This window comes from Gluconobacter sp. DsW_058, assembly GCF_002153615.1.
GTDB lineage: Bacteria > Pseudomonadota > Alphaproteobacteria > Acetobacterales > Acetobacteraceae > Gluconobacter > Gluconobacter cerinus.
The window spans coordinates 1-25,575 of record NZ_JOPH01000074.1; the positions used below are offsets into that span (position 1 = coordinate 1).

Sequence of the window (25,575 nt, forward strand, 5' to 3'; positions counted from 1 at the left end):
GCCTTGTCCTTCATGAGTTTCCTCAACATCGCCGCAGCAAGGCTCTGGATTAGGTCTTTTGTCAACACGAGCTAAACCGTGACACGTCCAGTCATTCACAATGCTGGTTTTGTGCCACCATGAAGCTCCAACCAGCTCCCCGCGACATCCACCGAAATCGTCGCAGGCTTATAAGCCTCCTTGGGCGCAAGCATGATATTTTCTACGTAAGTCTGAGGGTTTCGATCATACAGCGGAAACCAACTCGACTGGACCTGTATCATAATCCGGTGTCCCGGTAGAAACGTATGATTGACCATCGGCAAGCGCACTGGATAAACCTGCTTCACATTCGCAGGGATCGCTTCGGGGTGCTCAAAACTTTTCCGATACCGCCCGCGAAGAATATTTCCAGAAACCATGAGCTGGTAACCACCCATGGCAGGCTGTTGAGCCACTTCATCTGGGTACACGTCAATCAGCTTCACAACAAAATCGCCGTCTGTGCCTGTCGTGGCGGCAGTCAGATGCATCAACGGCTCACCCGTTACAGTGAATGGCTTCGTCAGAACGTCAGACGTCAGAGACAGAACATCGGGCCGCGCAGCAGCGTTACGTTGATCCGTCGCAAGCCACCAGCGCCACTCGGAGCCTGCCTGCCCTTTTGAGATGACAGGACGGGAAACATAGGACACCGGATGTTCAGGATCAGAAACATAGCTCAGTTGCCCCGCATTAACCGGAGGCTTGCCAAAGCTCAGCCCATGATCAGGCTGGAAACGCAGGATCGAGCATCGGCTGTCACAATCTGGCGAAGGAAGAGCATCCATAGTCTCCCACTCGTTCTCGCCTGACCGATAAGCCGTCACGCGCGCGGGTAACGGGACTGTTCCATCCTTGAGATAATGCGCAAGAAACGGACTCAGGACATGTTTCCGAAAGTACAGCCCGGTATCGGAATGAAGATCCACTGCCCCTAGCGTACTGGCGGCATGAATTTCGCCCCCGTGATTCCACGGGCCCATTGCCAGCCAAAGATTGGATCGTGCATCGGAGTTCTTACGCAACGCGTCGTACATCGCGATGGCGCCATAGTTGTCTTCCTGATCCCAGAGGCTGTGAACCAGCATCGTCGGAACCTTCAGACCTTCTTTAGGCAGAAGTCGGTCTAGGGCCTGCAACTGCCACCATGAATCATACGCGGGATGAGCCAAAATCTGCTTGAAAAAGCCAATTTGATCCATACCGCGTGACTTACCAACAGCCCCAGCGGAAACACCGCTCAGGAAGAGCGTGTATGAATCATAAGCGCTGTTCCACCATTCGACAGTGTTTTTCCGAGTAGCTCCCTGGTCGTAAATGTAGGGCAGCATTTCTTCACGAAACGCACCGTTATGGAACCAGTCGTCGCCCATCCAGCCATCAACCATCGGATTCATCGGCACAGACACCTTTAATGCCGGATGAGGATGGAATAGCGCAGTGATAGCCGTATATCCGTCGTAAGACACACCGAGAATGCCGACCTTCCCATTACTCTGCGGAACGTTATGTGTCAGCCATTCGATAGTATCCCAGGTATCGGTACTCTCATCGACGTCCGTGCCATTCAGTGGGCCCCGCATCGGGCGGTTCATGACAAAAGCCCCTTCAGAACCGTATTTTCCACGAATGTCTTGAAGAACCCGAATATATCCCCCCTCGGTTATGACATCCGGCATGTTGTCATAACCGGGCAAGATCGACGCCAGATGATTGCTTGAGCCGAGAGATGCCATATGCGCAGCATTGTAAGGGGTACGCGTCATCAGCATTCCAGCATTCTGCGCACCTTTTGGAACGAGAATAACAGTGTGTAGCTTCACGCCGTCCCGCATCGGAATCATGACGTCTCGACGCGTATAATCGAAACTGGCATCGGAAATATGAAATTCAGCCGGCATGTCCGTATAGACCGAGCCGTCAGCCTGCTGGGCCAGAGCAGGCTGCGAGAAAGCCAGCACACAGGCCGACACCATGAGAATGTTTTTCATAATCGTTCCAGGAATAAAGGGCGCGCACGGTGCAACCGGGATGTATATTACACATAATTGCACCGCACCATCATGTCACGTCAAAACTCAGCAGAGACTGTGCCGAAATATTGACGCGGCGCTGCGACGAAGAGATTGGCGTTATTGTCGCCTGAGACTGATGCCGCCCCGTAAATTCCGCCGATGTAGTTAGTATCAAACAGGTTGGTGATACCGAAGGTGGCTTTTAAATTCTGTGCAAAGCCAACTTTGCCGAAATTATAAGCCAGATTAAGATTTGCCTGCCAATAAGACGGAACATACTGGTCGTTGAGGTAGGTCATCGGACGCGCACCAACGTAATTAACGTTGAAGTTAAACATTGCCCGATGCCATGTATAATTCAAATTCGCCTTATACATGAATTTTGGATAATAGACCTGATGCTTACCCTTCAGGCTATATGTGCGACCGCTATAATTAATTGAAGACGTCTGATACTCTGCGTCGTTCCAGCTAAAGCTGTTCGTAATTTCCAGCCCACGAAACGGGCGGATCGTGGCGACTGCGTCAGCACCATTTATGGTCTCCCGTCCAACGTTCAGATAAGCGCTGTGTGCGGTCGCAGTGCTACCCTCTGTGATAGACGCCAGTCGATTATAGTAATCGGTATGGTAAAAATCTGCACTCCCCGAGAAAAAGCGGGAATCATATCGATATCCCACGATATAATTCCAGGTTCTCTCAGGCTTGATGACCTTTTTATTCGCATCGAACACGGATTGAGCAGACTGAGACGAATTGCCCAGACCACCCCACGGCGTCGCGCTGGACGTCTGTGAATAGTAGTCGTAGGCACGCAGGTTTTCGGCGATATCCCAGTAAATTTCATGATGATCGAGGAAATGATAATCAAAATTGAAATGAGGCAGGAATGCACCTGACGCTGTCAGCGTACCACTTGCTGCATGACGATAATACGTGTTCCACCCTTCAGCAGCGAGTTGATCTGTATAATCGTTTTTTGTACCGCCATGGGTCGTTTGTGTCAGTGACTTGAAACCGGCAAGCAGCGTCATGCCAGGCATGATCTTCCAGCGATCCTGGAGGAAGAACTGAAACGTGTTGGTATTATAGGCGTCATTATACCATGTGCTGCCGGTCCCTTTTTTGAACCCGGACAGCGGATTATGACCAGTTGTCAGACCGTCTTCATAGAGCATGGAATCATATATCCAGCGGCTATTTTCATACCAGACGCCACTTTCAATATAGTTGTCATGCGGGGCTTCATACGAGAACTTCTGCGTGAACCCCAGTCGTCGCATATCGGCATGTGACATGCCCAGCGCCATGGGAACCCCCGTGACCGACCCGTCCGCCTGCAACGAGGGCGTGCCATAGCTCGGCGATGTCACAAAGTTATTGGTTCCTCCATACAGACCACTGCTGACATTTCCATAAGCAACCGTGTCCGAGTGAATTTTTTCGGAGAGATCGAAATGACCCGTCACGGCCGAAAGATAGGTTCTCTGCACCTGGGAGGCGTCCCAAGCATAATCACCAATCTCATCATTGGACAGTTTCCCCTCATAACCTGGAGGAACATCCGACGTGTACTGAGCGTAATAGGCCCACTGTTTGGCCTTCTCGTAGTCCGGCTTCAGATAGGTCGTATCGCGTCCCATCTGCCGCCACATGTTTTTAGTGAGCGTCAGATAATTCATCTGCTGGAAATTGCCATAACCGAAGAACCCAGTGAGCTTTCCATGCTCGCCCACAGGCTGAACAATCTTGGCATCAGCCTGTAATTCGCTTTGCCCCCCTGCCCCTTTCCACATGTCCGTGTCAGTGCGCGCAAAAGAGGCATAGAATTTTGTGCCCGTAGAGTTCAGAATACCACTGTCTGCGCGAACATATGTTCGGTAAGCATTGTAACTACCAAACGTCTGGCTGATCTTGCCGCCCGCCTTGTCCTTCGGATCAGAAGACATGTACGTCATGGCGCCGCCAAGGTTCTGAGCAGAAAATGAGTCAAGTGCCCCGGCGCCTTGCGACATTGTCATGCCGCCAACATCATCCTGGATCATCGCCTGTGTGATTGAGACACCGTTATTATTGGCGAAACCTTGCGTCCCCAATGGTATGCCATCAAGCGTTGCGCCGATCTGCATCTGGGTAAATCCGCGCACATAGAACGTGTTGCCATAGGTATCGAGACCAAAGGCGTCGGTCGACGTGAAATTCGCACCTGGCGTAGTCATCGCGAGGATCTGCATGGGGTTTGTGCCTTCAACAAACCTGTCCATGACTTTACGCGTGACAGCAACTTCAGGCCCGTGACTCCGTACACGGGACACACTAACCGAAATCGATTCCGGATCAGCACCTTCAACCTTATGATGTCGCTGAGGTTTTGAAGCAGCCTGGGATACAGCTCGCGGCGACGAAGGACGGGCCTTCGTAGGATGGTGCGACTTCGTTGCAGCATCCGCTCCCGTAGACACCACACTTGCAACAGCCATGCTGAGGATGCTCGTCGTGAACAGATAACGAGATCTTCTTCTCAGCTTACCTGACGATTTCACAACACACATCCGCCGCACTCCGGGAAAGACTTTGATTAAATTACGTTACGTGTCCGATATATTACGCGTCCATATTGCTTTATTTTCGTAGGTGATAGACTGAGGTTAACTCGTCATCATTATCGAGACCTCGCAAGACCGAAAAATACCGACGAGATCCGAACATTAAGTTTTTTTGATCAAAAAATGCCTTCCTCGCGCAATATTTTCCAAATGACTGTAAGAGAGATATGAAGACCCTCTTCCCAGTTAGTGGGTGAATACCGTTACTCGTTTGTCCCCAGGAGAGTATGCATCGTGAGATTACGTCAGATCGAAGTCTTCTATGCGATCATGACGACGGGATCGCTCCGAAAAGCCGCAGAAGTCCTGAATGTTTCGCAGCCGGCGGCCAGCAAGGTTCTCCGTTATGCTGAGCATTCTCTTGGCTTCGCATTATTCGAGCGCAAAGGTGGTCGACTTGTCCCCACGCGGGAAGCGCAGATCATGCTTCCTCATGTGAATGTCATTTTCGGCAAACTTTCTGACCTGCGGCGCCTCACTCATAACCTGCGCTATGCCCGGGCAGGACATTCCATCAGTATCGGGTGCGTGCCAAGCCTGGGCCTGAGCCTCATCCCTCGTGTGGTCCGCAGTTATTGTGCTGATCATCCCGATACGGAGGTCACGATTGATGCGCTGCATGGCTCAGAGATCGTCTCACGAATTTTCAACCATGATCTCGATCTTGGCGTTGTATTTGGCAACTACTCACGAGAAGGCCTGACGCCCCAGCACATTGGCGACATTCCCTTGGTCCTGATTGATAAAGAGAAGGATCAAGGCCCCGTAGCACTGACGGATATTGATCAAAACCGTTATCTCGGCTTGTCCGAGAAAGATCCGACTGCTGACCTGCTTGATATGGCACTTGACGAAGCAGGCATATCTGCAACCCCAGCCATTCGAGTGCGGACGCATTTCATGGCGGCAGAACTCGTTCGATTAGGCGTTGGTTGCGCTATCGTAGATGCCCTGACAGTCCTTCATCATCCGGGGCTTCCCCGCCCTTGCACACTCTCTCCCCCTCTCAGCATCAAATGCACAGTCCTTTATCGCGCGGATTATGCTCTTTCACATATTTCGCGCGATATTCTCGGCCTTTTAAGGCACGAGCTCGACAAAGATCTGCAGGATTTGGAAGCAATGATTTAGCCTTAGGTTATATATTCTTCATATTTATCAATGGTTTATGTTCTAGTTTTCGTTGGTTTTTAAAACCGCGAAAACTAGTTCTCTCCCCACTTTTCCACCGCACTTATAGCCATATTTTCCTGGCTTGCAGACGCCGTATAAAGCGAGATCATGGACAGAGATTTATGTCCGGTTATCGCGGCGATTTCGTGCATACTACATCCGGCGTTTGCCAGTTCAGCCGCAGCAAGCTTCCGCAAGCCGTGAATATTCAAGCCTTCCCTCATTCCTAAGGCGCGAGTGAGAGCCATGACGGTGTTCGTCGCAGTGCCTGCGTGCAGCGGAAGTCCGCTCTTAGACGTGAGGATATGAACTGATTGAACTTCACGCTTCCAGGCGTCTAATTCCACTTTCAGTTTAGGATGAACTGGGATCAGGAGAACGGTCTTTGTCTTCTGCTGTGCAACCTTGATCGAAGTGCCATTGTAAGCGCTCCACAGCAGCCCAACCAAATCTGAACGCCTCTGCCCAGTGTAGCGCGCCAAGACTATCAGACGACGAAGATGCTCAGGGAAATGCGCCTCTGCAAAGTCTGCCTCCGCTGCCGTCCAGGCTAACAAATGGCCGGTCTGGAGCTTTTTGATCCGTGCTGCTGGATTGCTGACAAGCCATTCGCGATCAATGCCCCAATTCAATATGCTGACAAGCACCTTCACGGTCATGTTTGCCGTGCTCGGTCCACTCGTAACGGCCAAAGCATCGCGCATGCTGAGGACACTTTTTCGTTTTAAGAGGGTGATATCAATGTTCCCCAGCACTTCGATATGCCTGATGTGGATGAGATATGTTCGCTGCGATTGCTTGGCGAGTGCCCGGAACTCCGGACCGTATTCATAAGCCCTCAGAAGAGCCCCTACTGTTTGAGTAGGGGCAGGTTCTGCGGATTTAATTGCTGGGTATCGGTACTCTTTGACTGTTCCGTCTGCGAGACGCTTTTTGACGACGCGCTCTTTCGAAGATTTCATTCCTTATCGCCTCGTCTAAGATACCCGTTTCCACTGCTTTTTTCCCGCCAGATAAAAGACGGTCAATCTCTTCCCTGTCATAGCGCGGCGACTTCGGGCCAAAGTGATACGATGGAGCGGGTAGTTTTCCCTTTTTGACAAGGGTAAGGATTTGCCCGGTTGGTTTTCCGATATGCTGTGCGACATCCTTTGGCCTGAGCCAACGGCCTTGCGTCTCACTCATCTCAAACACTCCCCGGCTCAGCGCCGGACACAATCAGCAGCAGGAACACGAGGGCCAGCGCCTCGCAGATGGTCGGTAGGAGTTCAGTCACGCCGCATCCTCCAGCCATGCCCGGTGATCCCGTCGTGGAACCACACGGACAGCGAGCGCAGAGCGTGATCGACCCACACAAGGAACGGGTGCGGGGTCATGCCTCACCTCGGGGTTGTGCTAGAAACGAAGCAATATTCGTGAGCACTGCCAGTAGGTTAATGATCCAAACCCAAGCTGGATCACCATGCAGCATGACTTCGATGGCGAGCCCAAGATTTATCCCAGCAATAGAGATATTGACTTCGCGCATAGACATCACGCCTCACCCCCGACAAAGCGCCCTTGGAGGCGCATCATCCGCACGTCGTCAGTCGCCAGCGCCCTGCCCCAGCGTTTGTCTCGGTTCTCCTGCGACAGTTCCCGCAGCGTCTCCGCCATATGCTGCACCCAGATGGCAGCGCTCATGTTCTGGTCCAGGTCGCGGGTCATGCTGGCATCTCCTCAAGATCGACAGCGGCGTTGTCTTCGGCCTGCTGCTGTTCCTGCTGAACGAGTTCGCCGTAACGATCCGCGATCAGATCTTTCACCGCGTCGAGTGTCTCTTCAGAGATCGGCTTCCCTGCCTCAGCGGCTTTCTTCTGCGTCTTCGCCCAGTTGCTTTCGAGCGCGAGAACGCAGCCCGTGTCCGAGCAATTTGCCAAGCGGCTCTTGAACCACTCGATGTGGTTTACCTGACGTTCTTCGCGTGGAAGCTCCCGCTTCTGAGGTGTCACATCCACGGGGCGCTGGTTGCTGACGCTGTTGCGGAACTCGTCCTGAGGAATGTCTGCGGCTTCCTCGGCTGTAATCAGACCGCGCAACACATCCGGAAATGCATCACGGAGAGCAAAACCACGGGCTCGCATCTGAAGCATGCGGCGGGAATACTGCTTCCATGGTCCCTGCTTATTCCACAGGCCCGCATCTTTGGCGTCCTGCACGCTGAACCGGGCTTCAACAGGTGACTTGCCCTTACGCTTGGCAACGCAGATCGCCGTCATCTGGTCGCCCTCCCCGTCGGTTGTCTCAATCACGTCGTCGCAGACGGGAGACGCTTTCACGAGACCAAGAAGCGCATCGCCCCAAACGCTCGGACGCCCGTTGATGACTGCGATATTCTGAAGTGACTGCATGGGAGCGAGACCAAGCTCAGAACCCATCTGCACAGCAATCAGCACAGCGCCTGGCTTGCCATTGTACTGGCTCGGCACCATCCCGCTCTGAGATGCCATCTCAGCAAAGCGCATCAGTTCATTGAAGCTGGTGATCTGAATTGCAGGCGCATGACCCTGCATGGTCGTTACTGCGTTCATGACTTCAAACCTTCCGAATGGCGAGCGTTGGCGCGCCTGTGCTGAGTTTCGCGCCCGGCACTGAGCCGATGGCTTTGAGCATTTTCGTGAGACGCGAACGGTCGAGCTTGTCCGGCTGCGGGAGATACAGATCCGGATGAGCGGCCTTGAGCGCCTTCTCGTCCGTAACCTCTCCTGTCGTCGATCCAGCCCGCAGGGATGCAGCAACGCCGTTTCCCTCGACTTCGAACTGTCCGGTTGCCTGCATTTCTGCGAACAGCGCAGCCCGCATTCTCCCAACGTGCGCCTTAAATTGGGCTTCAGCCCGCTCGGCTGCATAGATCAGATCAACCGTTGCACTATCAGGGTCATTGGCTACTCGAAGCGCCTTCAACGCATCGATGTATGCCTGCACTCCGTCCTTGATGAACCCTGCATACTCGGCGTTCGCCACGTCGCGCAGGTCTTTTGTGAGAGCCTCGCTCATGCTGGCAGCCCCACTTCCATCATGACAAAAGCCAGACCGGGCTTAACGGCTTCTGCCAGCTTGCGAAGGCGAGCGACGGCTGGACCGTTTTCAATGGCTGCGATCTCATCCAGCTTGCCGATGAGCTGCGTTTCGTACAGCTCGCGCAGCCCTTGCGTTGGGGCGATGTTGCGCTGGTTACGGAGGTAGTCTGCCATCCGGTTCAACTGCCGGATCTTGCGGACTGTATCTGGGTGAGGAACGAATGACATAGACGCACCTCTCCCGTTCACTGCTTCACGCATTTTTCGAATTCCTAGTCTAGATTATCGGTAGCAGTTGAGTTCGACGTCGTTCATCGCAGTAACTGCGGCGTCTATTTTCTTTTTCTGCTTCCAGTATTCGTTATCACGGCGCCTGCCCCAGTATTTCTGTTCGAGAAGCTGGTAAGCGATTGCGAGACCCGCATCGATTGGCTGAAGCTCTTCCACCAGTTCGTTGGTCGGATCGGGCTTGCGCTCGTAGCGCTCAGCAAAGGCCACGTCGCTGAAGTTGTCAGGGTGCGCCATCAGTGCAGCTCCATCTCGCGGGCGATCTGTGCCTGCTTCTCGCGGTTGGCCGTGAGTTGCTTGGCGAGATGATACGCGATGCGCTCGATACCCTTGCGGGTCAGGCGGAAGTCTTCACGCACCTTGGTCTCACCTGTGAAGCGGTCCGTGTAGGGCGCGGCGCACATCCGGCAGTACTTCTTGGTGAGGCCGTAATGCGCGGCCTTCAGTTTCCCGCCTTCCCGGCAGGCCCATCCGTGCTTGAGGCAGAAATCGACAACGCGGTTCTGGCCAATCTGGAGTTCCCGGCCAGCATCACGAACGCCAAGGTCGCTGTCTGCTTCGGTGATGACCCTCAGTGCCTCGGCCTTGGGGCGAAGAACTGCAATCTCTTCGTCCTTTTCGCGGATGATGTCCTGCGAGAGAAGGAAAGCCTCGTTGATCTTCTGCTCACGTGAAAGGGTCTGCACAGTAAGCGGACCCTTTCCACTCACCATCGCATCAAAGGCGCGAATGACGGTCAGGCAGAATTCTGGATTGATCCACATTGCATAGTGAATGACGGCTTCTTTGTTGCCCCAAAAGCCGCGCCCTTCGTTCGGGCCGTACTTTACGACATCTACAGGGGTGAGACTGTTTTCCGCCTCACCTGCAAGAGTGCGCAGAAATTCCTGCGTCTTCTCGGCCTCATACCACTTCGTCGGGCGGTTTTTTTCAGCTTTACCCGAAAGCTGCCAGCAGTCGCCGAGCGAGTAGCGCCCGTTCGCGTCCTGCCTGATATTCGTTCCAAGGATCGTAAGCTGTGTCACGAGCGTTTCTCCCATCGCCGTTCTGGCGTGGGATTAACTTATGCGCATTAGTGCGCACATAGCAAGCGCAAAAATGCGCACTATATTAAAAAAAGAAACCCGGCCGGAGCCGGGTGGTGTATTGTTCCAAATCTTGAAGTCGCACAGGCCGCAAAATGACTGACATAAGAGATTATATTAGAATTATGCAGGGGAAGCCTACGCCGAGTGGGGAAAAGACAGACTTGGAAATTATAACTTCAATCATTGAGGTGCATTGCGATGTCAGCCCTGCAACCGCTGTGTCGACGGCCTATGAAATACTTCAGGAAATTTCTCGCTCTTATAAACATCATGATCATAAGACTGAGTAATCATTATGGCGTACATATGAACCATTCCCCGGAAAGCATAAGTCTTATCTGCGAATGATTTAATGAATTCGGATCCATAATAATATTTACTACCATATTTTTCTATATCGTAGGTAAATACCCTATCATCCCCCGGATATTTCATTTTTCTTGAGTTATATGAAGGTGAAACCAAAGAAAAAACTTCTTTTTCTTGCTTGTTAAAAAATCTTCGTCCGACACCATGCGCAATATTGTTTCTTATTGCTGAACATTGCACATGATGGTTTCCTATTTCTTTGAAGTCATCAATGTCTGAGAGAAAAGCGTTCTTTCTGGTAAAAAAAGTCCCAGCAGCGGCTTGCAGGACATCTTTCCGACTAGATGTGCAGACACCATAGGCGCGCTCTGCGGCGCTTGATGAGCTCTCGACAAATACTGAAAAAAGGTAGGACATTTCCTCTTCCAGCACTTCATAGACTGATAGAGCCTCTCCGACACTTTCAAATAGCAGCTTAGAATCAGCATCTGATCCATGCATCCCAGTAGGGAGTGGCCAAAATTCCTTAGCCGGGGGTATGTTGAAGATAGTTGGATTGGCACCTTTTTTCATGTCAACTTCATTCCCAGCGTTGTTTGAGTTGAACTCTTCTATTCCGGCCGAATACTCTGAATGATCAAACCCTCGATCCAGTATTCTGGACGGCATCCGTTGTCTGGCATCTCGACAAGATCAGCCATCGATGGGAGCACAATTGCCGCTGAGAATTCAGGATTTGAGCTGCGAGGCCAAAGCACGACCTTGCCGTCTTCCTTGATCTCGATTTGCTTGATTGTTGCTTCCTGGTCGCCATTGGTCTGACGGATCACAACGACCTTTTCCCCAGTCTTTGGCGCTCTAGCCAAGTCGCTGATCCGGACCGCAAGCACGATCGTTCCCTCTGGATACAGAAGGTCCATGGAATCCCCTCGCACTCGAAAAGCTACACGCGGGAGGCTAGGGTATCGATGGTCAGGTGATACTGAGACGAATTCTGTTGGGTAGTCCTGCGAGAAGCCATGCTGGAAAACGCCCGCTTGAACATAACCAATCACGGGTACGCGGTTAAAATCAGAAATCGGCTCAAGGGCAGGCTTTGCAGCAGGTTTCACATTGAAAGCTGCGGCGATTTTGGCTTCGGTCGTTGCCGACAAGCTATGAGTAGCCGCCTCATCATTCATAAAGCGCACTACGGTTGAAGGCGCTACGCCACTTTTCCGGGCGATGCCTGCATAGCTTTCATCAAACTTATCACGGATCTGGTCGATCCAAGCACGCTGCCTATCGCGGACGTCTGAGATGATCGGCTTCTTAGTCATATGCGCATTTTCGCACACAATGGAAATATCGTCCCTGCGCACTTTTGCGCTTGTTAATTGCGCAATAATGCGCATATCATATCTCCATGAACAACCTACCGACGCCCCAGCAGATTGAGCAAAGCGCCGCTGATGAGGGGCTGACCATGCGAGAGGTGTGTTCCCTCTCTGGCATGGCGAGAAGCACGTTTCAGCGATGGAAGTCCGGGAAGACTTCCCCGACCGTCACCACCATCAACCGGATGATGGAAGCCATTCATTCCAAGCGCGCCGCGAAGGAGCCCGCGCATGTCTGATAAAGAATTGCGCCGTTGGGCAATTGAACTCGTCATCTCAAAATTGCCGCGCTCTTGGCTGTCCATGTTCATTATCTCGGAAATCCTCGTTGAGTACATCCGCGATGGAAAGCTGCCGCCGCTCAACGACGAGAACAATCTGGATCTGAGTAAGTGGCTGGAAAACACCCAACAGGCGCCCGACACCTCTAATGAGGAGCCCGCGCATGTCTGAGCTATCGGGACCTGAATTCGACCGCCTGCAAAGTGCTGCAATCGAATTCCACGGCGTGCTTATTACAAAAGATCCGGTCCTTTGCCTGACCCCTGTGTCGCAAAATATGCGTTCGCTATTGTCCGCAAAACTTCAGCGGGAAGTTGAACGGTCCGTGTCGCCATGTCCTCTGTCAGGATTTCATCAGACACCTGGACTGTCAGAGTCCCTGAAAGAGGGAACCGTTCGTGATCTGCAGTCAAAGCTATCGTCAGCTCTGCTTTCCCTTCTGAAGGACCTTCGCCTTGGCGACGTAAAGACAGAAGTTTTAGCGTCATGGCTGACTGAGATTGAGACATCCAGTTCATCCTCTGTGTTGGCAGATGGTGATAGCGGGGACTCGGTTGCCGCCGATCCCCGCAATAACGGTACTCCCGATACTTCCGAGAAGGGAGTCAACGGCGATGCCTGACTTTCTGACTATTGAGGCGTTCATTGTGATCGGCTCGGGCATCGTGATGATCCAGGCCGTTGTGCTGTCTCTCGCCTTCATGGCTCCGTTTCGGGGGATGAAGTGATGACGGCGCATGGAAAGCGCGTTGGCATCAACTGGGATGCTGAAACGAAAAACGTCCTCAAAATGCGCCGTGATGGCCTGACTTATAGAGAGATTGGCCGTGCCTACGGTTGCTCAGAGTGGTCTGTACGCGATGCTATGAACGTGCGTGGCGCGAATGCTGCTCGGACAAAGCGGACGAAGACTGCCGAGGAAATCCGAAAGGCTCATCAGGAGAAGGCTGTTCGGGATGCTCTTCGCAAACTTGCGAAGGTGCAAGCCAAGAAGACGGCAGCGCTGTTGATCGGCGGTTATGTGTCCTTCAATGCTCTGACAAAACTCGACCATGACATTCAGGCTGGAATAGACCCGGTTGAAGCAGGACGGGCCATCTTCGGAAATCGCATCCCTCGCCCACTTCTCGGCGTGCGGGGCTGACCTCACCCGATGCGCGCCCCTAACTCCTCAGCAACGCGAAGCGCGATGTGGTCCCTGACCTCCTGGCACATGCCACGATGCAGGGTTGCCCATATCCGCGCCTGCACGATCAAGCCGCGAGCCAGTACCGGGTCGTCCAGGTCTTGTTCAAGCTGTGGTGTCTGGGGCGGCATGTCCTCCATCGCTGTTCTCCGTTCTTCGCTCAGTGACATGACGAAGAATGGAGCACGCTGATGGAAATTTCTCGGTTCAATCTTTCCCCCAAAAGTCACGCCCAGATGGTGACGAACGAACAGTGCATTGAGACCGTCAGCGGCGCTCTACAGGCGCGCTACGGGGAACTTCGAAATGCCGCCAAGCGCGTGTCACGAGCACGCGGCTGGACGGTGAAAGCTTTCACGAACTGGCTCTACGGCAAGAACGCGCCTCGGATGCATGACCTCATCGTCCTGATGGCAGACGACCCTGACCTTGAGAGCCGGATCAAAGAGATGGTCCAGGAGACCCGCGAATGTTTGCATTTACAGCAATACAGACAGTGAGGTGGCGTGGGTTCGGCTTTGACCGAGCTACGGGCCTCATTGAGTTACGTCTTGGTATCGTTGGCTTCGCCTTTGTGTCTGGCGACCTATGGACCAGGCACAAGGCCCTGCAGGTTCAGTGCGATGAGCTGATGCGCGAGAACACTGCCCTTCATGCGGAGGTGCGACATGACTGACCGCCTCGACCGATTGGACGTGTTCCGCATTCTACGTGAGACGATCCGAATTAAATACGTCAATCAGCGTACTTTTGCGGAGCGGATGGGCTGCACGCCGCAGTACGTTTCTGACGTCATGAATGGGCGTCGCGATATCCCGCTGGCTTTTTTGAAGGCGTGCGGAATACGTCAAATCACGTACTTTGAGCGCGTGGAGGCCGAGCATGAAGCGGCCTGAAGATCGTCTGCACGAGCAGGTCTGGGACGCGTTGCGTTACGCCCTGCCCTCCGATGCCGTCTGCACCAGTCACGAGAACCGACAGAACGGCGCTCGTGAAGGTGCCAGGCGCAAGCGTCGCGGTTGCCTGGCAGGCTGGCCCGATATTCAGATCCTGTGGCGCGGTCGAACCTATCTGATCGAATTGAAGGCGCTCCGTGGAACGCTGTCAGATGCTCAGCGGGAAATGCACGCACGCATTGAAGGTGCTGGCGTGTGCGTTGCGGTCTGCCGGTCTGTGGACGGCGTGTTCTCAGCTCTTACGGAATGGGGCTTTGAGCTTCGTGCGGAGGTGGTGGCCTAATGGCTCGCATACGCAGCATACATCCGGGTTTATACACGGACGATGCATTCATGACGCTCTCCATGGGCGCTCGAATGCTCCTTATTGGATTGTGGAGCCATGCGGACGACGGCGGCGGCTTTGAGTGGAAGCCCGTTGTCCTCAAGGCTCGCGTCTTTCCAGCGGACAACATCGACGTGACAGACCTCTTGGAGGAACTGGTACGGAATGATGTCATCCAGAAGTATGATTTTGGAGACCGTAGTTACGGAGCGGTTCGGAACTTCGGCAAGTGGCAGCGCCCTAAAAAGCCATCTCGGTTCGTACCTATGCCAGAACCGGTACGGAATTACTGCGCCTCAAAAGACATTTGCGCGGATACCATTCCAGAACTGGTTCCGGCTGAGTGTGGAACTTGTACGGAACCAGTTCCGAACCAGTACGGAAATTCGTCCGCAGAAGGTAGGAAGGTAGGAAGGGATCTACCTCTCACTACGTTCGAGGACGCGGCTCCGCCGTCGTCGCAAGATCAGGCACAAACCGAAATTGCTCGGATTGATGCTGCAGCTCCCCGGGCAGTTGATGCCAGGGATCAGCTTTGGGCCCATGGAACCCAAGTCGTTCAGCACTCGACCGGGCTGCCGATCAAACGCGCCAAGAGCCTGATCGGCAAATGGCTGCGGGATTGCGGAGACAGTGCCGAGACGCTGAACGCAATCCTCGACGAGGCTGTGAGCCTCCAGCCAGCGGTGTTCCAGGAGTGGGTGACGAAAGCCATCCAGCACCGGATGCAAACAGGCTTCCGGCAAATCGAGGATCAATGGGGCCTGACCGGCTACGACATCGACGCCAATGCCAAGCGCTTCGAGGAGATGGGCCAGTGAGCGATACCCTCGCCCCTCTGAACCGCGACCGCTCCCTGCACATCGCGGGCTGGCTTGGAAGATTAGCACGCACCACCCGACACCAGCAGCGACTATCGCCAGAAGAGACCAAGGCCATGCTCGCCGAGTACACGGAAATGCTGCTCCGGCGGGACATCCCTGGCTCGGCCTACTGCCTCGATGCCCTGAGCGCCGTGACGGAACAGTCCGACTGGTGGCCTGCTGTGGGTGCCCTCGCCCGGATGCTGGAAGAATTCGCTCTTGTACAGCGGGTTCGCCGGAGCAATGCGAGCCAGCCGCTCCAGATCGCAGGCTCGACCACGAAGGCCCGCGAGTTGTCCGAGACCGACAAGAACTGGCTTCGGAGCTGGCAGCAGAACGAGCAGATGAACTGGAACCTGCCGAACGAAACAGGCGCCACGGATCAGGAGCGATCGGAGCGGCGGAAGATCTGGCTGTCCATGCTTCGGCGCTATTCCCCGGCCGTGCACGAGATGGTCACCGGCGTAGAGGCTGGCAGTCGTGATCCTCGGGATTGGAAGGACACCGATCGGCTAGGTCACACATTGCGCCGGATCAGCGAAGGACCGTTTCAGCCGTCGTTTTTCCGCTGCGTTCAGGCCGCGGTCGGCAAGCACGCGCCGGAAAACATGGGCCTCGTGGTCGAAGCGATGAAAGCTGCGAATGTGCCACTTCAGGAGCAGCGGACAAGTGGGGGGAAGCGTTGATAAGGTTGATGGGGTTGATATGAAGTCGAAACCCACCCTGAGAGCCGCGAGGTTGTCCGTAGAGAGCTTTAAAGTCATCCGATAAAGGCATCTGACCCTAAACGGAAAAAACGCGCTGTGCGGCAAAATGCGTTGCTATGGGGCGTAATGTGGGTTACATTCGATGCAGATACGAAAAAAGGGACGGGATTGAGCCCCCGCCCCTTTTAACTTCACAAGCATCTAACCCGCCTGTGAAAATCTTGGTTTGATAGTTGATGAGTGGTCGGAATCACCGCCCACTCTTGGTTGAGTTGGATTCTTTAGATGAGAGTGCCACTGTCTAGCATATTATTCTCCTAACTTGGGAAGTCTTGCTTTTTCCGCGGTTAAATCCATTAACTTGGACCGCGATATATGAAGTGAACAATTGAATGGAAATGTCAATTCTATTCAGCATCACTCTTCGTATCATCGCCTTGATCTGCTTGGGAAGAAACGTCATTTTTCCACCACCACATAATCCCCTGATACGGCAAAACGTACTCGCTGATTCGATAAATTTTGGTGGTGGTATCATCCGAAGATTGATCTGCAAGCGGGTTCTTGTGTACCGATTTTGCAAAGAATTTTCTCGGTCGATCGCCAGCATCTACTATCGTCACTTTCATCGCCTTACTGGGCGTTCGTGTATGCAAGAATTCCGTATCTTCAAGCTCTTTGGTCATCGTATACTTTGCAACGACCTGAATTTCTTGATTTGGATCCAAAAACACCGTCCCTGCGTCATAGACGGCAGAATTTTCGTCCTTGTTTAAGGAAGTAATAAATTCCGCACTTGCGTCTTGAGGGCTTTTATCTAGATTTATTACTGTTCCGTTACTTGTGCACTCAATTTTTTCAACCCTTATTAAGGATTTCATTTCTTTATTTATTTGATTTGGCAAGCTTACTTTAGCTTGGTAATCTGTTTTTTCTGACGAAATATTTCTTATAGTGAAGGAGACATTTGATTTAATAATAAGAAAGTCATGATCGTATTCCTGCCCTTTATGAACATCTTTTATTTCGTATAAACCTTCAAAATCCCCTCGTAGTAACGGGCACTCAAGGTTGACGGATATGGCTTGACTTATAAGTTCTTTTGGTAGGTTTTTCCGTAATACAGAATTGAAAACGTTATTAGAAATTTTCTCAATCCTAGAATTCCATAAATTTTCTTCTTCTTTTTTTCTAAGAACATCGAAAATTGTCCACATCATTACAGAGACCATTGCGGCAAAGCCTATTTCTCGCAATACATCTTTAAATATGCTTTCATTTCCTCCAGGGGAGGGTTTGCACACAACAACAAAAAACAATCCCAACAAGAAAACAGAAGTACCAATAGCTCCAATGGAGCGCATTTGGTTGAAAAATGATCTAATAAATCCATATAAGAATGTTTTTGCTATCTTCCACTTAGAAGGTTCAGATTGTATATTGTCGTCATCGCTTCTAACCACTTGCATTTACTCACCTTAAAAAAACTTTCTGTATTATGCACGATCTAAAAGAAATACAAAGACACGAACGCATCTTAAGGGTTTGTAGAGATAGTATTTTTAGGCTTTATAAAAACATCCAGGGGGAGATATATCTTGACGAAGCCAAACCCCGTATTCTGCGAAATCCGCAGCCTTACGCCAAAAACTAAGCAGAAAAACCGCCCCGAAGGGCGGCTGTACAGTCAAGCCAGAGAAGTGCTTCGCTTGAGTGCTGTGTAATGCTTATCTGGTGCCAGCGTAGCGAACGACAGATTAAAGCGACTCTGAGGGCGAATGCGAGGGATGTTGTGAAGAACAAGCATTTGGCGCTGATCGGTGGCGCGACTTTTTGCGTGGCCTTGTTAATTTTGGCCGCCAGCGGTCCTCATGGGTCTGCTGGCAGGCTGTTAGCCACTGGAATACCAATGTTCACGGCTACTGCTCTCGCGGTCAGCAGGAACAGGCGTCGGCTCTGATGTCGCGCGGCAAAGGAAAAATCGAGCGTAAGCCTGCCAAACAGGATCTGCCATCGAAGGTCTGCCCGGTCTGTGATCGCCCGTTCACCTGGCGCAAGAAGTGGGCGAAAGATTGGGATCACGTCCGGTATTGCTCCGAGGCGTGTAAAAGTACTCGGAAATTGTGACCTGACCCGTGTGTGAGAGTGGTGCTCTCCGCAAGGTGACCTTTCGTCACGGGAAAAACCTTGTCTCAAAATTAAAAGTTCGTTAGACGCCTCATGCTTTTTGGAACTTAACAGTAGAATTGCGTTCCATTGGCAGTCGAGAATAGGATTTGGGTTTATAGACAATGAAGCGGTTAGCACTCGTAAAAATTGCCATTCTGCTGGTGGCAGCTTGTGCAGTGTATTTTCGAGTGCAAGACAACTATGATCCCGACGGGTATTACGAGTTTGGATTGCTTCTGACGCTCTCAGCTTGTACCATCTATCCCATAGCATGGTATATATTACGTACTGACAGCAAAAATCCCCGGAGATATCAGTCAATAGCTTCGCGGAAAACCAATAATTAAATAACGAAGCATTACCGTATTAAATCATGTCGGGATCTCTTAAAATCGATAGAGCAAGAGATCGCTTATCGTCATCGGTACTAACAACTGACTTAATGCATCCGTTGAGAGAGAATACATAAATCATCTCGCCCCGAATTATAAACCATCCCATTAACTTTCCGTCCTTGCGGATTTCAGTCTTGGGGTAACCATACATCCTACACAAACCCAACAAGATTGAGATATTTTATTACAGACTATGCAGATCTGTTTTGGTGCTCAATCCCCAAAAAATATTTTTAGAGATTGCAGTTTGATCTGCTGCCACGAGGGTTGGGCATGCCATATTCTGCGGTGAAACCGTACGCAGCGGAGTGAAATAGAAGCTTCTGGTTCGGGCCTCCCAAGAGCGCACAGAGACTATAAAATCCTCTGACCGTGAACTCTGCCAACGATCTCGCGCTCTATAAAAGATGACCAATCCGGGAGGCCCCCATGCGCATCATTCTCGCATCCCTAACCGCAGTAATTCTCGCAGGGTGTACCTATAATTCACATAAGCCGCAGCATCATGAAACGGCAGCCTGCATGAACTACAGATCCATGATGACCGCACCAATGCCGCCAGACGCTATGCAGCGGCTTCAGGAAAAGTGTGCGGCCTCACGGCGATAACGTGACGAGAGCTTACCAGCCCCAGCCTGGGCCAAATCCATAGCCCGGGCCAAAGCCGCCGCCCCAAGGGCCCCACTCCCCCCAGTTCCACTGAGCGTCCTGATAATCCTGAGCAGCCATTTGCTGTTCATCAGCGATATTCTGCTGCTGCTGATAGGCTTGGTATCGTCCGTATGCCGTCTGATCGCCAACGTACAGGCAGCCGCAGACTGTTGGATCAGCGTAAACGTAGCTCACCGTGTCACCGTGGATACGGCGGACGAAGTGATGCGCGGGCAGCTTTTTGAGCATTGCAATCCGCTGGGGGGTTGAGGCGGGTTTGAGCTGAAACCCCGCAGCGGCAAGGTGATCTTCCTTTTGGGCCACTATCTGCTGTGGAGATTCACAAGCAGACAGAGCGGTTACGCAAATGAGAGATGCTAGAAAAGCTTTTTTCATATTGAGACTCTCGAATAAAGGCGCAATGGCAACGCTTGCCTGAGGGAATACTCACACGATTTGTCAGCTCAGTCCTATGAAAAGATATTGAAAAACCTTTTATGAAAAATCGTCCCGAAGGGCGGCTTTCCTCAGTCTCCATGTTCAGCGTCGGATTCAGGCAGCAGCCCACCGGAACCATCCACCAAAGGCGGCGCGCCCTTTCCGCACCTGCAGCAGTCGTACGCCCAGCCTGATTTTGTTTTTTGAGTGGTCAATTGTTTGGCTCGTACTGATCCAAAAACGCCTCAATATCCCCACTCATAAGATCCTTTACGCGATCCTGAAGAATATCTTCTGGCCAGTTCCACCATGCCAGAGTCAGCAATCGTGCGATAACGCTTTCAGAAAAGCGGAATTTGATCAGTCTGGCCGGATTTCCCCCTACTATTCCGTAGGGGGCGACATCTTTGGTCACGACCGCACCAGCCGCAACAATTGCTCCGTCGCCTATCGTGACCCCAGAGAGGATGGTTGCGCCCGATCCAATCCAGACGTCGTTACCGATGACCACATCGCCTTTCGATGAATGGTCCCCTTCCCCGTCTTCAGCTTTCGGCCAGAACTGGGAGAGGGTTTTGAACGGATATGTCGTCACAAGATCTGCTCGGTGATTGCCCAGAGCGATCGTGACATTCGGTCCAATGGAGCAGTAGTCGCCGATTGTGAGGTGAGCTTCTCCGGCTTCTAGAATTAATGGAGACCCATAAGTGTGAGGCCCGATGACCCAACCCCACTCAGCGATTTGGTAAGCAAGGGCGAAGTGCGTCAGCGCAGAAAATGCGTTGTTCCCAAATGACATCAGCACAGTTCCTATTAGAATTGCTGCCAACTCCGACTGTTCATCTGAACAGCACATCATGCAAGGTCTTTGTTGGTTTATGTGGTATTCTGTTACCGGTTTTGCTTGTACTAGGCGGGGCCTGATGATAGGTTGGGCCTATGACCGAACCCACTGCAAACAGCGGCAAGCAGCGGAGAAAACCGCCAGCAGGCAAGCCATTCCAAAAAGGACAATCCGGCAATCCATCAGGGCGACCCAAGGCCCTGAAAGAGGTTGTCGAGCTTGCGCGGTCTCATACCCTCACGGCCATCGAAGCGCTGGCCCAGATCGCAGGCAAAGCCACAGCGCCCGAAAGCGCGCGCGTCTCTGCCGCCAACGCCCTACTCGACCGCGCTTGGGGTAAGGCGAAAGAGACTGTCGAGATCAGCGGACAGGATGGCGCCCCGCTCGGCCTTGTCGTGACCGTAGTTCGCCCGAGTGAGTGAGGTCCAGTTCCCTGAGAGCCTCGCCTTCCTATTCGAGCCTGCGCGTTACAAGGTCGCGTATGGTGGCCGAGGGTCGGGCAAATCTTGGGGCATGGCTCTTGCTCTGCTGATCCAAGGTGCAGAAAAGCCGATCCGCGTTTTGTGCGCGCGAGAGTTTCAGAAGTCCATCTCTGACTCTGTTCACTCGCTGCTGGCTGACCATATTGCGCGAAACCTGGCTCTGGCCAGTTTCTACACGGTCCAGAATACCTCGATCCTTGGACGCAACGGGACCGAATTCATCTTCGCGGGTCTGCGGCACAACATCGCTTCGATCAAATCTATCGAAGGCATCGACCGCTGCTGGATCGAAGAAGCCCAAACGATCACCAAGGGCAGCCTCGATATTCTCATTCCGACGATCCGTAAGGAAGGCTCTGAGATCTGGCTTGGCTTCAATCCCGAGCTTGCTGAGGATGAGGTCTATCGCCGGTTCGTCTTAAACCCGCCACGCAATGCCATCGTCCGTAAAGTGAACTGGGACCAAAACCCGTTCTTCCCTGTCGTGCTGCGCGAGGAAATGGAGCAACTCAAGGCCACGGATTACGACGCATGGCTGAATGTCTGGCAAGGCAATCCGAAGCAAGTTCTTGAAGGCGCGATCTATGCCAGTGAGATCCGGCAGGCCACGGACGAGCAGCGCATTTGCCGCGTGGAATATGACCCGTCTGCACCGGTCTTTACCGCTTGGGATCTGGGATGGTCTGACATGACCAGCATTTGGTTCTGGCAGAAGATTGGCTTCGACATCCGAGTGATCGACTTCTATCAGAACAGAATGGAAGGCCTCGACCATTACATCAGCGTGCTGGAGCGGCGCGGCTACAAGTACGAGCGGCATTTCCTTCCGCATGACGCCAACCAGGGGCAGTTATCGGCCGCAGGCAAAACCATCGCGGCTCAGCTACGCGCCCGCTCTATGCCGATCTCGGTTCTGCCTCAGTTACCAATCATGGCCGGGATCAGCGCGGCCCGTGCTCTGTTCCCTCGCGTGTGGTTTGATGAGCAGGCGACGGCAGACGGCATGAACGCTCTGCGACGGTATCGCTACGACGTGGACCAGCAGACCGGACGATTCAGCAAGAAGCCGCTGCATGATGACGCCTCTCATGGTGCTGATGCGTTCCGGATGCTGGCTGTCGCGATCAATGACCCAAAGCCAAAAGCTGAGAGCGCCAAGCGCCCGCGTGTGTCACTGACAGGTTCATCTTCTGGATGGATGGGTTTGTAATCGGTCCTGATTGTCGTTTTCGCTTGTACTGACAAGTTTTGGTGTGGTATTTCAATACCTCATGAGCGAAAGCGTTTCCGACACAGCCGATATCATTTCTGAGGTCCAGAAACGCTACGAAGAAGCGTCTGGCCACACGAGCCAATGGCGCGGTCGAGCTCGCGATGATCTGCGGTTTTTCCATGCGGACGCGTATAATCATGCGCAGTGGGATGATGCGGTCTATCAGGCGCGTGCCGGAACGTTTGGCGGCTCCCCTCGCCCTTGCCTGACGATCAATAAAACCGCGCAGCACGTCTTCCAGGTGGAGAACGAAGCGCGGCAGTCGCAAATGGGCGTAAAGGTCAACGCGACTGGCTTTGGTTCCATGGCTGAGACAGCGGATGCCATTGAAGGCATTATCCGCCATATCGAGTATCAGTCGAACGCTCAGCAGAACGCCTATGCCTGTGCCATTCAGGGGCAGGTTCGCACGGGTCTGGGCTGGTTTCATGTCGTGACGGATTATGTTCCGGGTGTAGACACGTTCGATCAGGACTTCTTCATCAAGTCCGTTCCGAATGGTCTATCCGTTTATTTTGACCCGGCAGCCCGCGAGCCCGATCACTCGGATCAGAACTGGGCGATGATCGTTGAGGAAATGGACCGGGGCGAGTTCGACAAGCTCTATCCCGGCCATGAAGACGTATCGCGCGATCCGATTTCAGGACTGCAATCAGACAGCGAATGGGTGAGCGACAACACGGTTCGCGTGGCGACTTATTATCGCCGCAGTGAGAAGAATGACACGCTGTGGGCCACGCCTACGGGGCCGATGCGTCAGAGTGAAATGCCTCCCGAGCTGGTGGAGGACTTTCGCACGATGAAAGCCTCGTCGCGGCCGATCACATCGCACATGGTCGATAAGTACGTCATCGCGGGTAACACGGTGGTGGCTCAAGGCGAGACCGTGTTTTCGCTTATTCCCCTGATCCCAATGGTTGGCATTGAGACGCGTGCGACTGACGGCAACGACGCAGATTATGCCGGTCTTGTACGGGCCCTGATCGATCCGCAGCGCATGTTCAACTATACGGCCAGCGCCTATGTCGAGAGCGTGGCGCTTCAGACGAAAGCGCCTTGGTTGGCCTCTGCTGAGGCGATAGAGGGTTACACAAACGAGTGGTCGCAGGCCAACACGAGCAACGCTGCTGTCCTGCCATATAACGCCCTCTCTGAGGATGGGCAGCCAATTCCGATCCCGACCCGCATTGAGCCACCATCTGGATCAACCGGTCACATGCAGGGCATGCAATCTGCCGATCAGTGGATGCAAATGGTCACTGGCCAGTATCAGGCTGAGATGGGGGCACCTGGTAACGAGAAGTCCGGCGTTGCAATCCAGCAGCGTCAGCGCCAGTCAGATACTGCGAACTATCACTACACCGACAATCAGGGCATGGCGCTCCGGTATCTCGGGCGCTTGCTGATCGATGCCATTCCCCGTGTGTACGATACACAGCGCGCGGTTCAGTCGCTCGGGATGGACGGAGCGCAGACGGGTGTTGTCATTGATCCCAGCATGCAGACATCAGCGCAGGTGGCTCTTCCGCCTGGCGCTGATGGGCAGCCGCAGCAGCCGCCACAAGGGATCTCGCTTGAGAAACAGCGCCAGATCGATGGCGCAATTCTCGCGATTAACCCCACGATTGGCCGCTTCGATGTTGAGGCTGATGTAGGGCCCGCGTTTGCGACCCGGAAACAGGATGCGTTCAACGCACTGACGCAGATCATTCAGGCTGCTCCGGCTCTCATGGGGCAGATTGGCGATCTTGTGTTCCAGAGTGCTGATTTCCCGCTTGCTGACGAGATTGCCGACCGGCTCAAGCCTGCTTCTGATGATCCGCGCCTCGGTCAGGCTCAACAGACGATCCAGCAGCTACAGGCGCAGCTTCAGCAGGTTACGCAGCAGCTCAAGGATAAGCAGGCCGAGCAGCAACATACCGTCGTCAAAGACGCGATGGCTGCCGACACGAACCAGTACAAGGCCGAGACGGACCGAATGGCCGCGATTGGCTCTACTGATCCGGAGGCATTGCGTGTGCTGGTCCACCAGCTTGTTTCCGAGGCGCTGCGGAATGGAGCCCCTCCCTCAAGCGGGACAACGCCTGCCGTGCAGGATGGTCCACCGGGCCCACTTCCGCGTCTTCCTTCTTCCAATCCCCCAGGCGGCGAAATTCATGCTGCCAATCCAGTGACAGGAGCCGTTGAGGCATGAGCGAGACACTCGAAACCCCTATCCTTGACGGCGCGCTGGCAACGCCAGACGTTACGAACACGCCAGCAATCGAGACGCAGAACGAGGGCGCACCAGAGGGGCAGTCACAACCCGACGCCGCCCCCCAGCCCGAGAAGACGCCTGCGTGGCTTCAGCGCAAGATTGATAAGCTGACGTTCGAGCGCCGCGAGGCTGAGCGGCGTGAGCAGGCCAATCAGGAAGAGCTGGAGAACATGCGCCGCGCGCTGGCGGCTTCTCGTGGTGAAGAGCAACAGGAAGAGAGCCTGACGCCAGACCAGATCCGGCAGCAGGAGCGTCAGCGTTACGAGCAGCAGGCAGCAGAAGAGCAGTCCGCTCAGAAATTCATGTCGCAGACTGAGGTGATCGCCAAGGCTGTTGCAGGAACTCATGGTGATGCGGCGGTCAGTCAGGCCACGCAACTCCTGTCCGAGCGTGCAGGACTGGATTTCTCTAACAAGTCACACCGTGAGTTAATCTCCGACATATCGGAGTTGCCGAACAGTGGAGACGTGTATTATGCTCTCGCTCACGACCCTGATGCAGCAAGCAACATCCTCGACGCCTCACCGCGTCGGCAGTATGCGCTTCTGACGCAGTTCGCGGCAAAGGTAGGTCAAAAAGCTCCGGCAGCGCAGGCAGAAACGCCCGCAGCGCCAGCAGTTTCGAAAGCCCCGCCTCCCGTCTCGGCTCCATCCGGTGCGGCACCTGCGGGAAAGAAGTCGATCTACGACCCAAATGTTTCCGCTGCTGAATTTGACCGCCTCTGGAAGGCTGGCGTTCGGTCCTAACCTGTCGCGGAGCAGTCTCTCCGCACAAGCCACGGGGGCTCTAACCCGGCTGTTTCCGGTTCCCTA

31 protein-coding genes are annotated in these 25,575 nt (G+C 53.4%); 16 read left to right on the plus strand and 15 right to left on the minus strand.

Going from position 1 to position 25,575, the window contains the following annotated elements; all coding sequences use genetic code 11:
• Positions 1-95: 95 nt before the first annotated feature.
• Together HK24_RS12890 and HK24_RS12895 are read right to left on the minus strand one after the other, a co-directional pair.
• Positions 96-2,012, minus strand: a complete 1,917-nt coding sequence (locus HK24_RS12890) for a CocE/NonD family hydrolase (RefSeq protein ID WP_086634804.1) — start codon at positions 2,010-2,012, stop codon at positions 96-98.
• Positions 2,013-2,092: 80 nt separating this feature from the next.
• The gene (locus HK24_RS12895; protein ID WP_143412333.1) at positions 2,093-4,588 is read right to left on the minus strand and encodes a TonB-dependent receptor domain-containing protein; all 2,496 of its coding nucleotides are present in this window, start codon (positions 4,586-4,588) and stop codon (positions 2,093-2,095) included.
• A 288-nt stretch (positions 4,589-4,876) separates the two neighbouring features.
• Between HK24_RS12895 and HK24_RS12900 the strand changes: the two genes are divergently transcribed.
• Complete coding sequence (locus HK24_RS12900) at positions 4,877-5,773, plus strand: LysR family transcriptional regulator (RefSeq protein WP_086634805.1); 897 nt, start codon at positions 4,877-4,879, stop codon at positions 5,771-5,773.
• 74 nt (positions 5,774-5,847) lie between these two features.
• On the opposite strand, the gene HK24_RS12905 is transcribed toward HK24_RS12900, so the two are convergent.
• From HK24_RS12905 to HK24_RS12940, 9 genes are all read right to left on the minus strand, one after another.
• Positions 5,848-6,570: a tyrosine-type recombinase/integrase gene (locus HK24_RS12905; RefSeq protein WP_158093012.1), complete on the minus strand. Its 723-nt coding sequence runs from the start codon at positions 6,568-6,570 to the stop codon at positions 5,848-5,850.
• 778 nt (positions 6,571-7,348) lie between these two features.
• Entirely contained in the window at positions 7,349-7,522 is a 174-nt protein-coding gene (locus tag HK24_RS13635) for a hypothetical protein (protein ID WP_156472205.1), read from the minus strand.
• The gene (locus tag HK24_RS12910) at positions 7,519-8,385 is read right to left on the minus strand and encodes a recombinase RecT (RefSeq protein WP_086634807.1); all 867 of its coding nucleotides are present in this window, start codon (positions 8,383-8,385) and stop codon (positions 7,519-7,521) included. The genes HK24_RS13635 and HK24_RS12910 overlap by 4 nt, the downstream gene beginning before the upstream one ends.
• Before the next feature lie 4 nt (positions 8,386-8,389).
• Positions 8,390-8,851 carry a siphovirus Gp157 family protein gene (locus tag HK24_RS12915; protein ID WP_086634808.1) on the minus strand — a complete coding sequence of 154 codons (462 nt, stop codon included), beginning with the start codon at positions 8,849-8,851 and terminating at the stop codon, positions 8,390-8,392.
• Positions 8,848-9,102 (minus strand): hypothetical protein, encoded by a 255-nt coding sequence (locus HK24_RS12920; RefSeq protein WP_143412334.1) that lies wholly within the window; start codon positions 9,100-9,102, stop codon positions 8,848-8,850. The genes HK24_RS12915 and HK24_RS12920 overlap by 4 nt, the downstream gene beginning before the upstream one ends.
• A gap of 54 nt (positions 9,103-9,156) precedes the next feature.
• On the minus strand, positions 9,157-9,399 hold the full coding sequence (locus HK24_RS12925) for a hypothetical protein (RefSeq protein ID WP_086634810.1): 243 nt from the start codon (positions 9,397-9,399) through the stop codon (positions 9,157-9,159).
• Positions 9,399-10,187, minus strand: coding sequence for a KilA-N domain-containing protein (locus tag HK24_RS12930; RefSeq protein ID WP_158093013.1), 789 nt, complete (start codon positions 10,185-10,187; stop codon positions 9,399-9,401). The genes HK24_RS12925 and HK24_RS12930 overlap by 1 nt, the downstream gene beginning before the upstream one ends.
• Before the next feature lie 264 nt (positions 10,188-10,451).
• Positions 10,452-11,132, minus strand: coding sequence for a hypothetical protein (locus HK24_RS12935; RefSeq protein ID WP_143412335.1), 681 nt, complete (start codon positions 11,130-11,132; stop codon positions 10,452-10,454).
• A gap of 38 nt (positions 11,133-11,170) precedes the next feature.
• Positions 11,171-11,953, minus strand: a complete 783-nt coding sequence (locus tag HK24_RS12940) for a LexA family transcriptional regulator (RefSeq protein WP_086634813.1) — start codon at positions 11,951-11,953, stop codon at positions 11,171-11,173.
• 11 nt (positions 11,954-11,964) lie between these two features.
• On the opposite strand from HK24_RS12940, the gene HK24_RS13530 reads away from it, so the two are divergent.
• From HK24_RS13530 to HK24_RS12960, 4 genes are all read left to right on the plus strand, one after another.
• On the plus strand, positions 11,965-12,174 hold the full coding sequence (locus tag HK24_RS13530) for a helix-turn-helix transcriptional regulator (protein ID WP_143412336.1): 210 nt from the start codon (positions 11,965-11,967) through the stop codon (positions 12,172-12,174).
• Complete coding sequence (locus HK24_RS12950) at positions 12,167-12,388, plus strand: hypothetical protein (RefSeq protein WP_086634815.1); 222 nt, start codon at positions 12,167-12,169, stop codon at positions 12,386-12,388. The genes HK24_RS13530 and HK24_RS12950 overlap by 8 nt, the downstream gene beginning before the upstream one ends.
• Positions 12,381-12,839, plus strand: coding sequence for a hypothetical protein (locus HK24_RS12955; protein WP_086634816.1), 459 nt, complete (start codon positions 12,381-12,383; stop codon positions 12,837-12,839). The genes HK24_RS12950 and HK24_RS12955 overlap by 8 nt, the downstream gene beginning before the upstream one ends.
• Before the next feature lie 105 nt (positions 12,840-12,944).
• A complete protein-coding gene (locus HK24_RS12960; RefSeq protein WP_086634817.1) occupies positions 12,945-13,361 on the plus strand; it encodes a hypothetical protein in 417 nt (138 codons plus the stop codon).
• Between the two features lie 2 nt (positions 13,362-13,363).
• Here HK24_RS12960 and HK24_RS12965 read toward each other — a convergent pair whose 3' ends face one another.
• On the minus strand, positions 13,364-13,573 hold the full coding sequence (locus tag HK24_RS12965; RefSeq protein WP_143412337.1) for a hypothetical protein: 210 nt from the start codon (positions 13,571-13,573) through the stop codon (positions 13,364-13,366).
• A 21-nt stretch (positions 13,574-13,594) separates the two neighbouring features.
• Here HK24_RS12965 and HK24_RS12970 point away from each other — a divergent pair, with 21 nt between their 5' ends.
• The 5 genes from HK24_RS12970 to HK24_RS12995 all read left to right on the plus strand — a co-directional run bounded on the left by HK24_RS12970 (position 13,595) and on the right by HK24_RS12995 (position 16,233).
• Positions 13,595-13,903, plus strand: coding sequence for a hypothetical protein (locus HK24_RS12970; protein WP_086634819.1), 309 nt, complete (start codon positions 13,595-13,597; stop codon positions 13,901-13,903).
• 168 nt (positions 13,904-14,071) lie between these two features.
• A complete protein-coding gene (locus tag HK24_RS12980) occupies positions 14,072-14,299 on the plus strand; it encodes a helix-turn-helix transcriptional regulator (protein WP_086634821.1) in 228 nt (75 codons plus the stop codon).
• Positions 14,286-14,642: a VRR-NUC domain-containing protein gene (locus tag HK24_RS12985; RefSeq protein ID WP_086634822.1), complete on the plus strand. Its 357-nt coding sequence runs from the start codon at positions 14,286-14,288 to the stop codon at positions 14,640-14,642. The genes HK24_RS12980 and HK24_RS12985 overlap by 14 nt, the downstream gene beginning before the upstream one ends.
• Positions 14,642-15,505 (plus strand): hypothetical protein, encoded by an 864-nt coding sequence (locus HK24_RS12990; protein ID WP_086634823.1) that lies wholly within the window; start codon positions 14,642-14,644, stop codon positions 15,503-15,505. Before HK24_RS12985 ends, HK24_RS12990 begins: the two co-directional genes overlap by 1 nt.
• A complete protein-coding gene (locus HK24_RS12995) occupies positions 15,502-16,233 on the plus strand; it encodes a hypothetical protein (RefSeq protein ID WP_143412339.1) in 732 nt (243 codons plus the stop codon). Before HK24_RS12990 ends, HK24_RS12995 begins: the two co-directional genes overlap by 4 nt.
• Before the next feature lie 428 nt (positions 16,234-16,661).
• Here HK24_RS12995 and HK24_RS13000 read toward each other — a convergent pair whose 3' ends face one another.
• Entirely contained in the window at positions 16,662-17,723 is a 1,062-nt protein-coding gene (locus tag HK24_RS13000) for a hypothetical protein (protein WP_086634825.1), read from the minus strand.
• Between the two features lie 490 nt (positions 17,724-18,213).
• On the opposite strand from HK24_RS13000, the gene HK24_RS13010 reads away from it, so the two are divergent.
• Both HK24_RS13010 and HK24_RS13015 read left to right on the plus strand, forming a co-directional pair.
• Positions 18,214-18,381: a DUF2256 domain-containing protein gene (locus HK24_RS13010; RefSeq protein WP_086634827.1), complete on the plus strand. Its 168-nt coding sequence runs from the start codon at positions 18,214-18,216 to the stop codon at positions 18,379-18,381.
• 866 nt (positions 18,382-19,247) lie between these two features.
• Positions 19,248-19,427, plus strand: a complete 180-nt coding sequence (locus tag HK24_RS13015) for a hypothetical protein (RefSeq protein WP_086634828.1) — start codon at positions 19,248-19,250, stop codon at positions 19,425-19,427.
• 12 nt (positions 19,428-19,439) lie between these two features.
• Here HK24_RS13015 and HK24_RS13020 read toward each other — a convergent pair whose 3' ends face one another.
• A complete protein-coding gene (locus HK24_RS13020; protein WP_086634829.1) occupies positions 19,440-19,865 on the minus strand; it encodes a hypothetical protein in 426 nt (141 codons plus the stop codon).
• Positions 19,866-20,118: 253 nt separating this feature from the next.
• Positions 20,119-20,706: a CatB-related O-acetyltransferase gene (locus tag HK24_RS13025; RefSeq protein ID WP_086634830.1), complete on the minus strand. Its 588-nt coding sequence runs from the start codon at positions 20,704-20,706 to the stop codon at positions 20,119-20,121.
• 140 nt (positions 20,707-20,846) lie between these two features.
• On the opposite strand from HK24_RS13025, the gene HK24_RS13030 reads away from it, so the two are divergent.
• From HK24_RS13030 to HK24_RS13045, 4 genes are all read left to right on the plus strand, one after another.
• Positions 20,847-21,173, plus strand: a complete 327-nt coding sequence (locus HK24_RS13030; protein ID WP_086634831.1) for a DUF5681 domain-containing protein — start codon at positions 20,847-20,849, stop codon at positions 21,171-21,173.
• On the plus strand, positions 21,166-22,443 hold the full coding sequence (locus tag HK24_RS13035; protein ID WP_086634832.1) for a PBSX family phage terminase large subunit: 1,278 nt from the start codon (positions 21,166-21,168) through the stop codon (positions 22,441-22,443). Before HK24_RS13030 ends, HK24_RS13035 begins: the two co-directional genes overlap by 8 nt.
• A 61-nt stretch (positions 22,444-22,504) precedes the next feature.
• On the plus strand, positions 22,505-24,700 hold the full coding sequence (locus HK24_RS13040) for a portal protein (protein ID WP_086634833.1): 2,196 nt from the start codon (positions 22,505-22,507) through the stop codon (positions 24,698-24,700).
• Positions 24,697-25,509, plus strand: a complete 813-nt coding sequence (locus tag HK24_RS13045) for a hypothetical protein (protein WP_086634834.1) — start codon at positions 24,697-24,699, stop codon at positions 25,507-25,509. Before HK24_RS13040 ends, HK24_RS13045 begins: the two co-directional genes overlap by 4 nt.
• Positions 25,510-25,575: the final 66 nt, after the last annotated feature.

Excerpts from the sequence above, each read along its gene's own strand:
- HK24_RS12890 (WP_086634804.1), bottom strand. The coding sequence starts at position 2,012 with ATGAAAAACATTCTCATGGTGTCGGCCTGTGTGCTGGCTTTCTCGCAG.
- HK24_RS12895 (WP_143412333.1), bottom strand. The coding sequence starts at position 4,588 with ATGTGTGTTGTGAAATCGTCAGGTAAGCTGAGAAGAAGATCTCGTTAT.
- HK24_RS13635 (WP_156472205.1), bottom strand. The coding sequence starts at position 7,522 with ATGACCCGCGACCTGGACCAGAACATGAGCGCTGCCATCTGGGTGCAG.
- HK24_RS12910 (WP_086634807.1), bottom strand. The coding sequence starts at position 8,385 with ATGAACGCAGTAACGACCATGCAGGGTCATGCGCCTGCAATTCAGATC.
- HK24_RS12915 (WP_086634808.1), bottom strand. The coding sequence starts at position 8,851 with ATGAGCGAGGCTCTCACAAAAGACCTGCGCGACGTGGCGAACGCCGAG.
- HK24_RS12920 (WP_143412334.1), bottom strand. The coding sequence starts at position 9,102 with ATGTCATTCGTTCCTCACCCAGATACAGTCCGCAAGATCCGGCAGTTG.
- HK24_RS12925 (WP_086634810.1), bottom strand. The coding sequence starts at position 9,399 with ATGGCGCACCCTGACAACTTCAGCGACGTGGCCTTTGCTGAGCGCTAC.
- HK24_RS12935 (WP_143412335.1), bottom strand. The coding sequence starts at position 11,132 with ATGAAAAAAGGTGCCAATCCAACTATCTTCAACATACCCCCGGCTAAG.
- HK24_RS12940 (WP_086634813.1), bottom strand. The coding sequence starts at position 11,953 with ATGCGCATTATTGCGCAATTAACAAGCGCAAAAGTGCGCAGGGACGAT.
- HK24_RS13530 (WP_143412336.1), top strand. The coding sequence starts at position 11,965 with ATGAACAACCTACCGACGCCCCAGCAGATTGAGCAAAGCGCCGCTGAT.
- HK24_RS12950 (WP_086634815.1), top strand. The coding sequence starts at position 12,167 with ATGTCTGATAAAGAATTGCGCCGTTGGGCAATTGAACTCGTCATCTCA.
- HK24_RS12955 (WP_086634816.1), top strand. The coding sequence starts at position 12,381 with ATGTCTGAGCTATCGGGACCTGAATTCGACCGCCTGCAAAGTGCTGCA.
- HK24_RS12960 (WP_086634817.1), top strand. The coding sequence starts at position 12,945 with ATGACGGCGCATGGAAAGCGCGTTGGCATCAACTGGGATGCTGAAACG.
- HK24_RS12965 (WP_143412337.1), bottom strand. The coding sequence starts at position 13,573 with ATGTCACTGAGCGAAGAACGGAGAACAGCGATGGAGGACATGCCGCCC.
- HK24_RS12970 (WP_086634819.1), top strand. The coding sequence starts at position 13,595 with ATGGAAATTTCTCGGTTCAATCTTTCCCCCAAAAGTCACGCCCAGATG.
- HK24_RS12980 (WP_086634821.1), top strand. The coding sequence starts at position 14,072 with ATGACTGACCGCCTCGACCGATTGGACGTGTTCCGCATTCTACGTGAG.
- HK24_RS12985 (WP_086634822.1), top strand. The coding sequence starts at position 14,286 with ATGAAGCGGCCTGAAGATCGTCTGCACGAGCAGGTCTGGGACGCGTTG.
- HK24_RS12990 (WP_086634823.1), top strand. The coding sequence starts at position 14,642 with ATGGCTCGCATACGCAGCATACATCCGGGTTTATACACGGACGATGCA.
- HK24_RS13000 (WP_086634825.1), bottom strand. The coding sequence starts at position 17,723 with ATGCAAGTGGTTAGAAGCGATGACGACAATATACAATCTGAACCTTCT.
- HK24_RS13010 (WP_086634827.1), top strand. The coding sequence starts at position 18,214 with ATGTCGCGCGGCAAAGGAAAAATCGAGCGTAAGCCTGCCAAACAGGAT.
- HK24_RS13015 (WP_086634828.1), top strand. The coding sequence starts at position 19,248 with ATGCGCATCATTCTCGCATCCCTAACCGCAGTAATTCTCGCAGGGTGT.
- HK24_RS13020 (WP_086634829.1), bottom strand. The coding sequence starts at position 19,865 with ATGAAAAAAGCTTTTCTAGCATCTCTCATTTGCGTAACCGCTCTGTCT.
- HK24_RS13025 (WP_086634830.1), bottom strand. The coding sequence starts at position 20,706 with ATGTCATTTGGGAACAACGCATTTTCTGCGCTGACGCACTTCGCCCTT.
- HK24_RS13030 (WP_086634831.1), top strand. The coding sequence starts at position 20,847 with ATGACCGAACCCACTGCAAACAGCGGCAAGCAGCGGAGAAAACCGCCA.
- HK24_RS13040 (WP_086634833.1), top strand. The coding sequence starts at position 22,505 with ATGAGCGAAAGCGTTTCCGACACAGCCGATATCATTTCTGAGGTCCAG.
- HK24_RS13045 (WP_086634834.1), top strand. The coding sequence starts at position 24,697 with ATGAGCGAGACACTCGAAACCCCTATCCTTGACGGCGCGCTGGCAACG.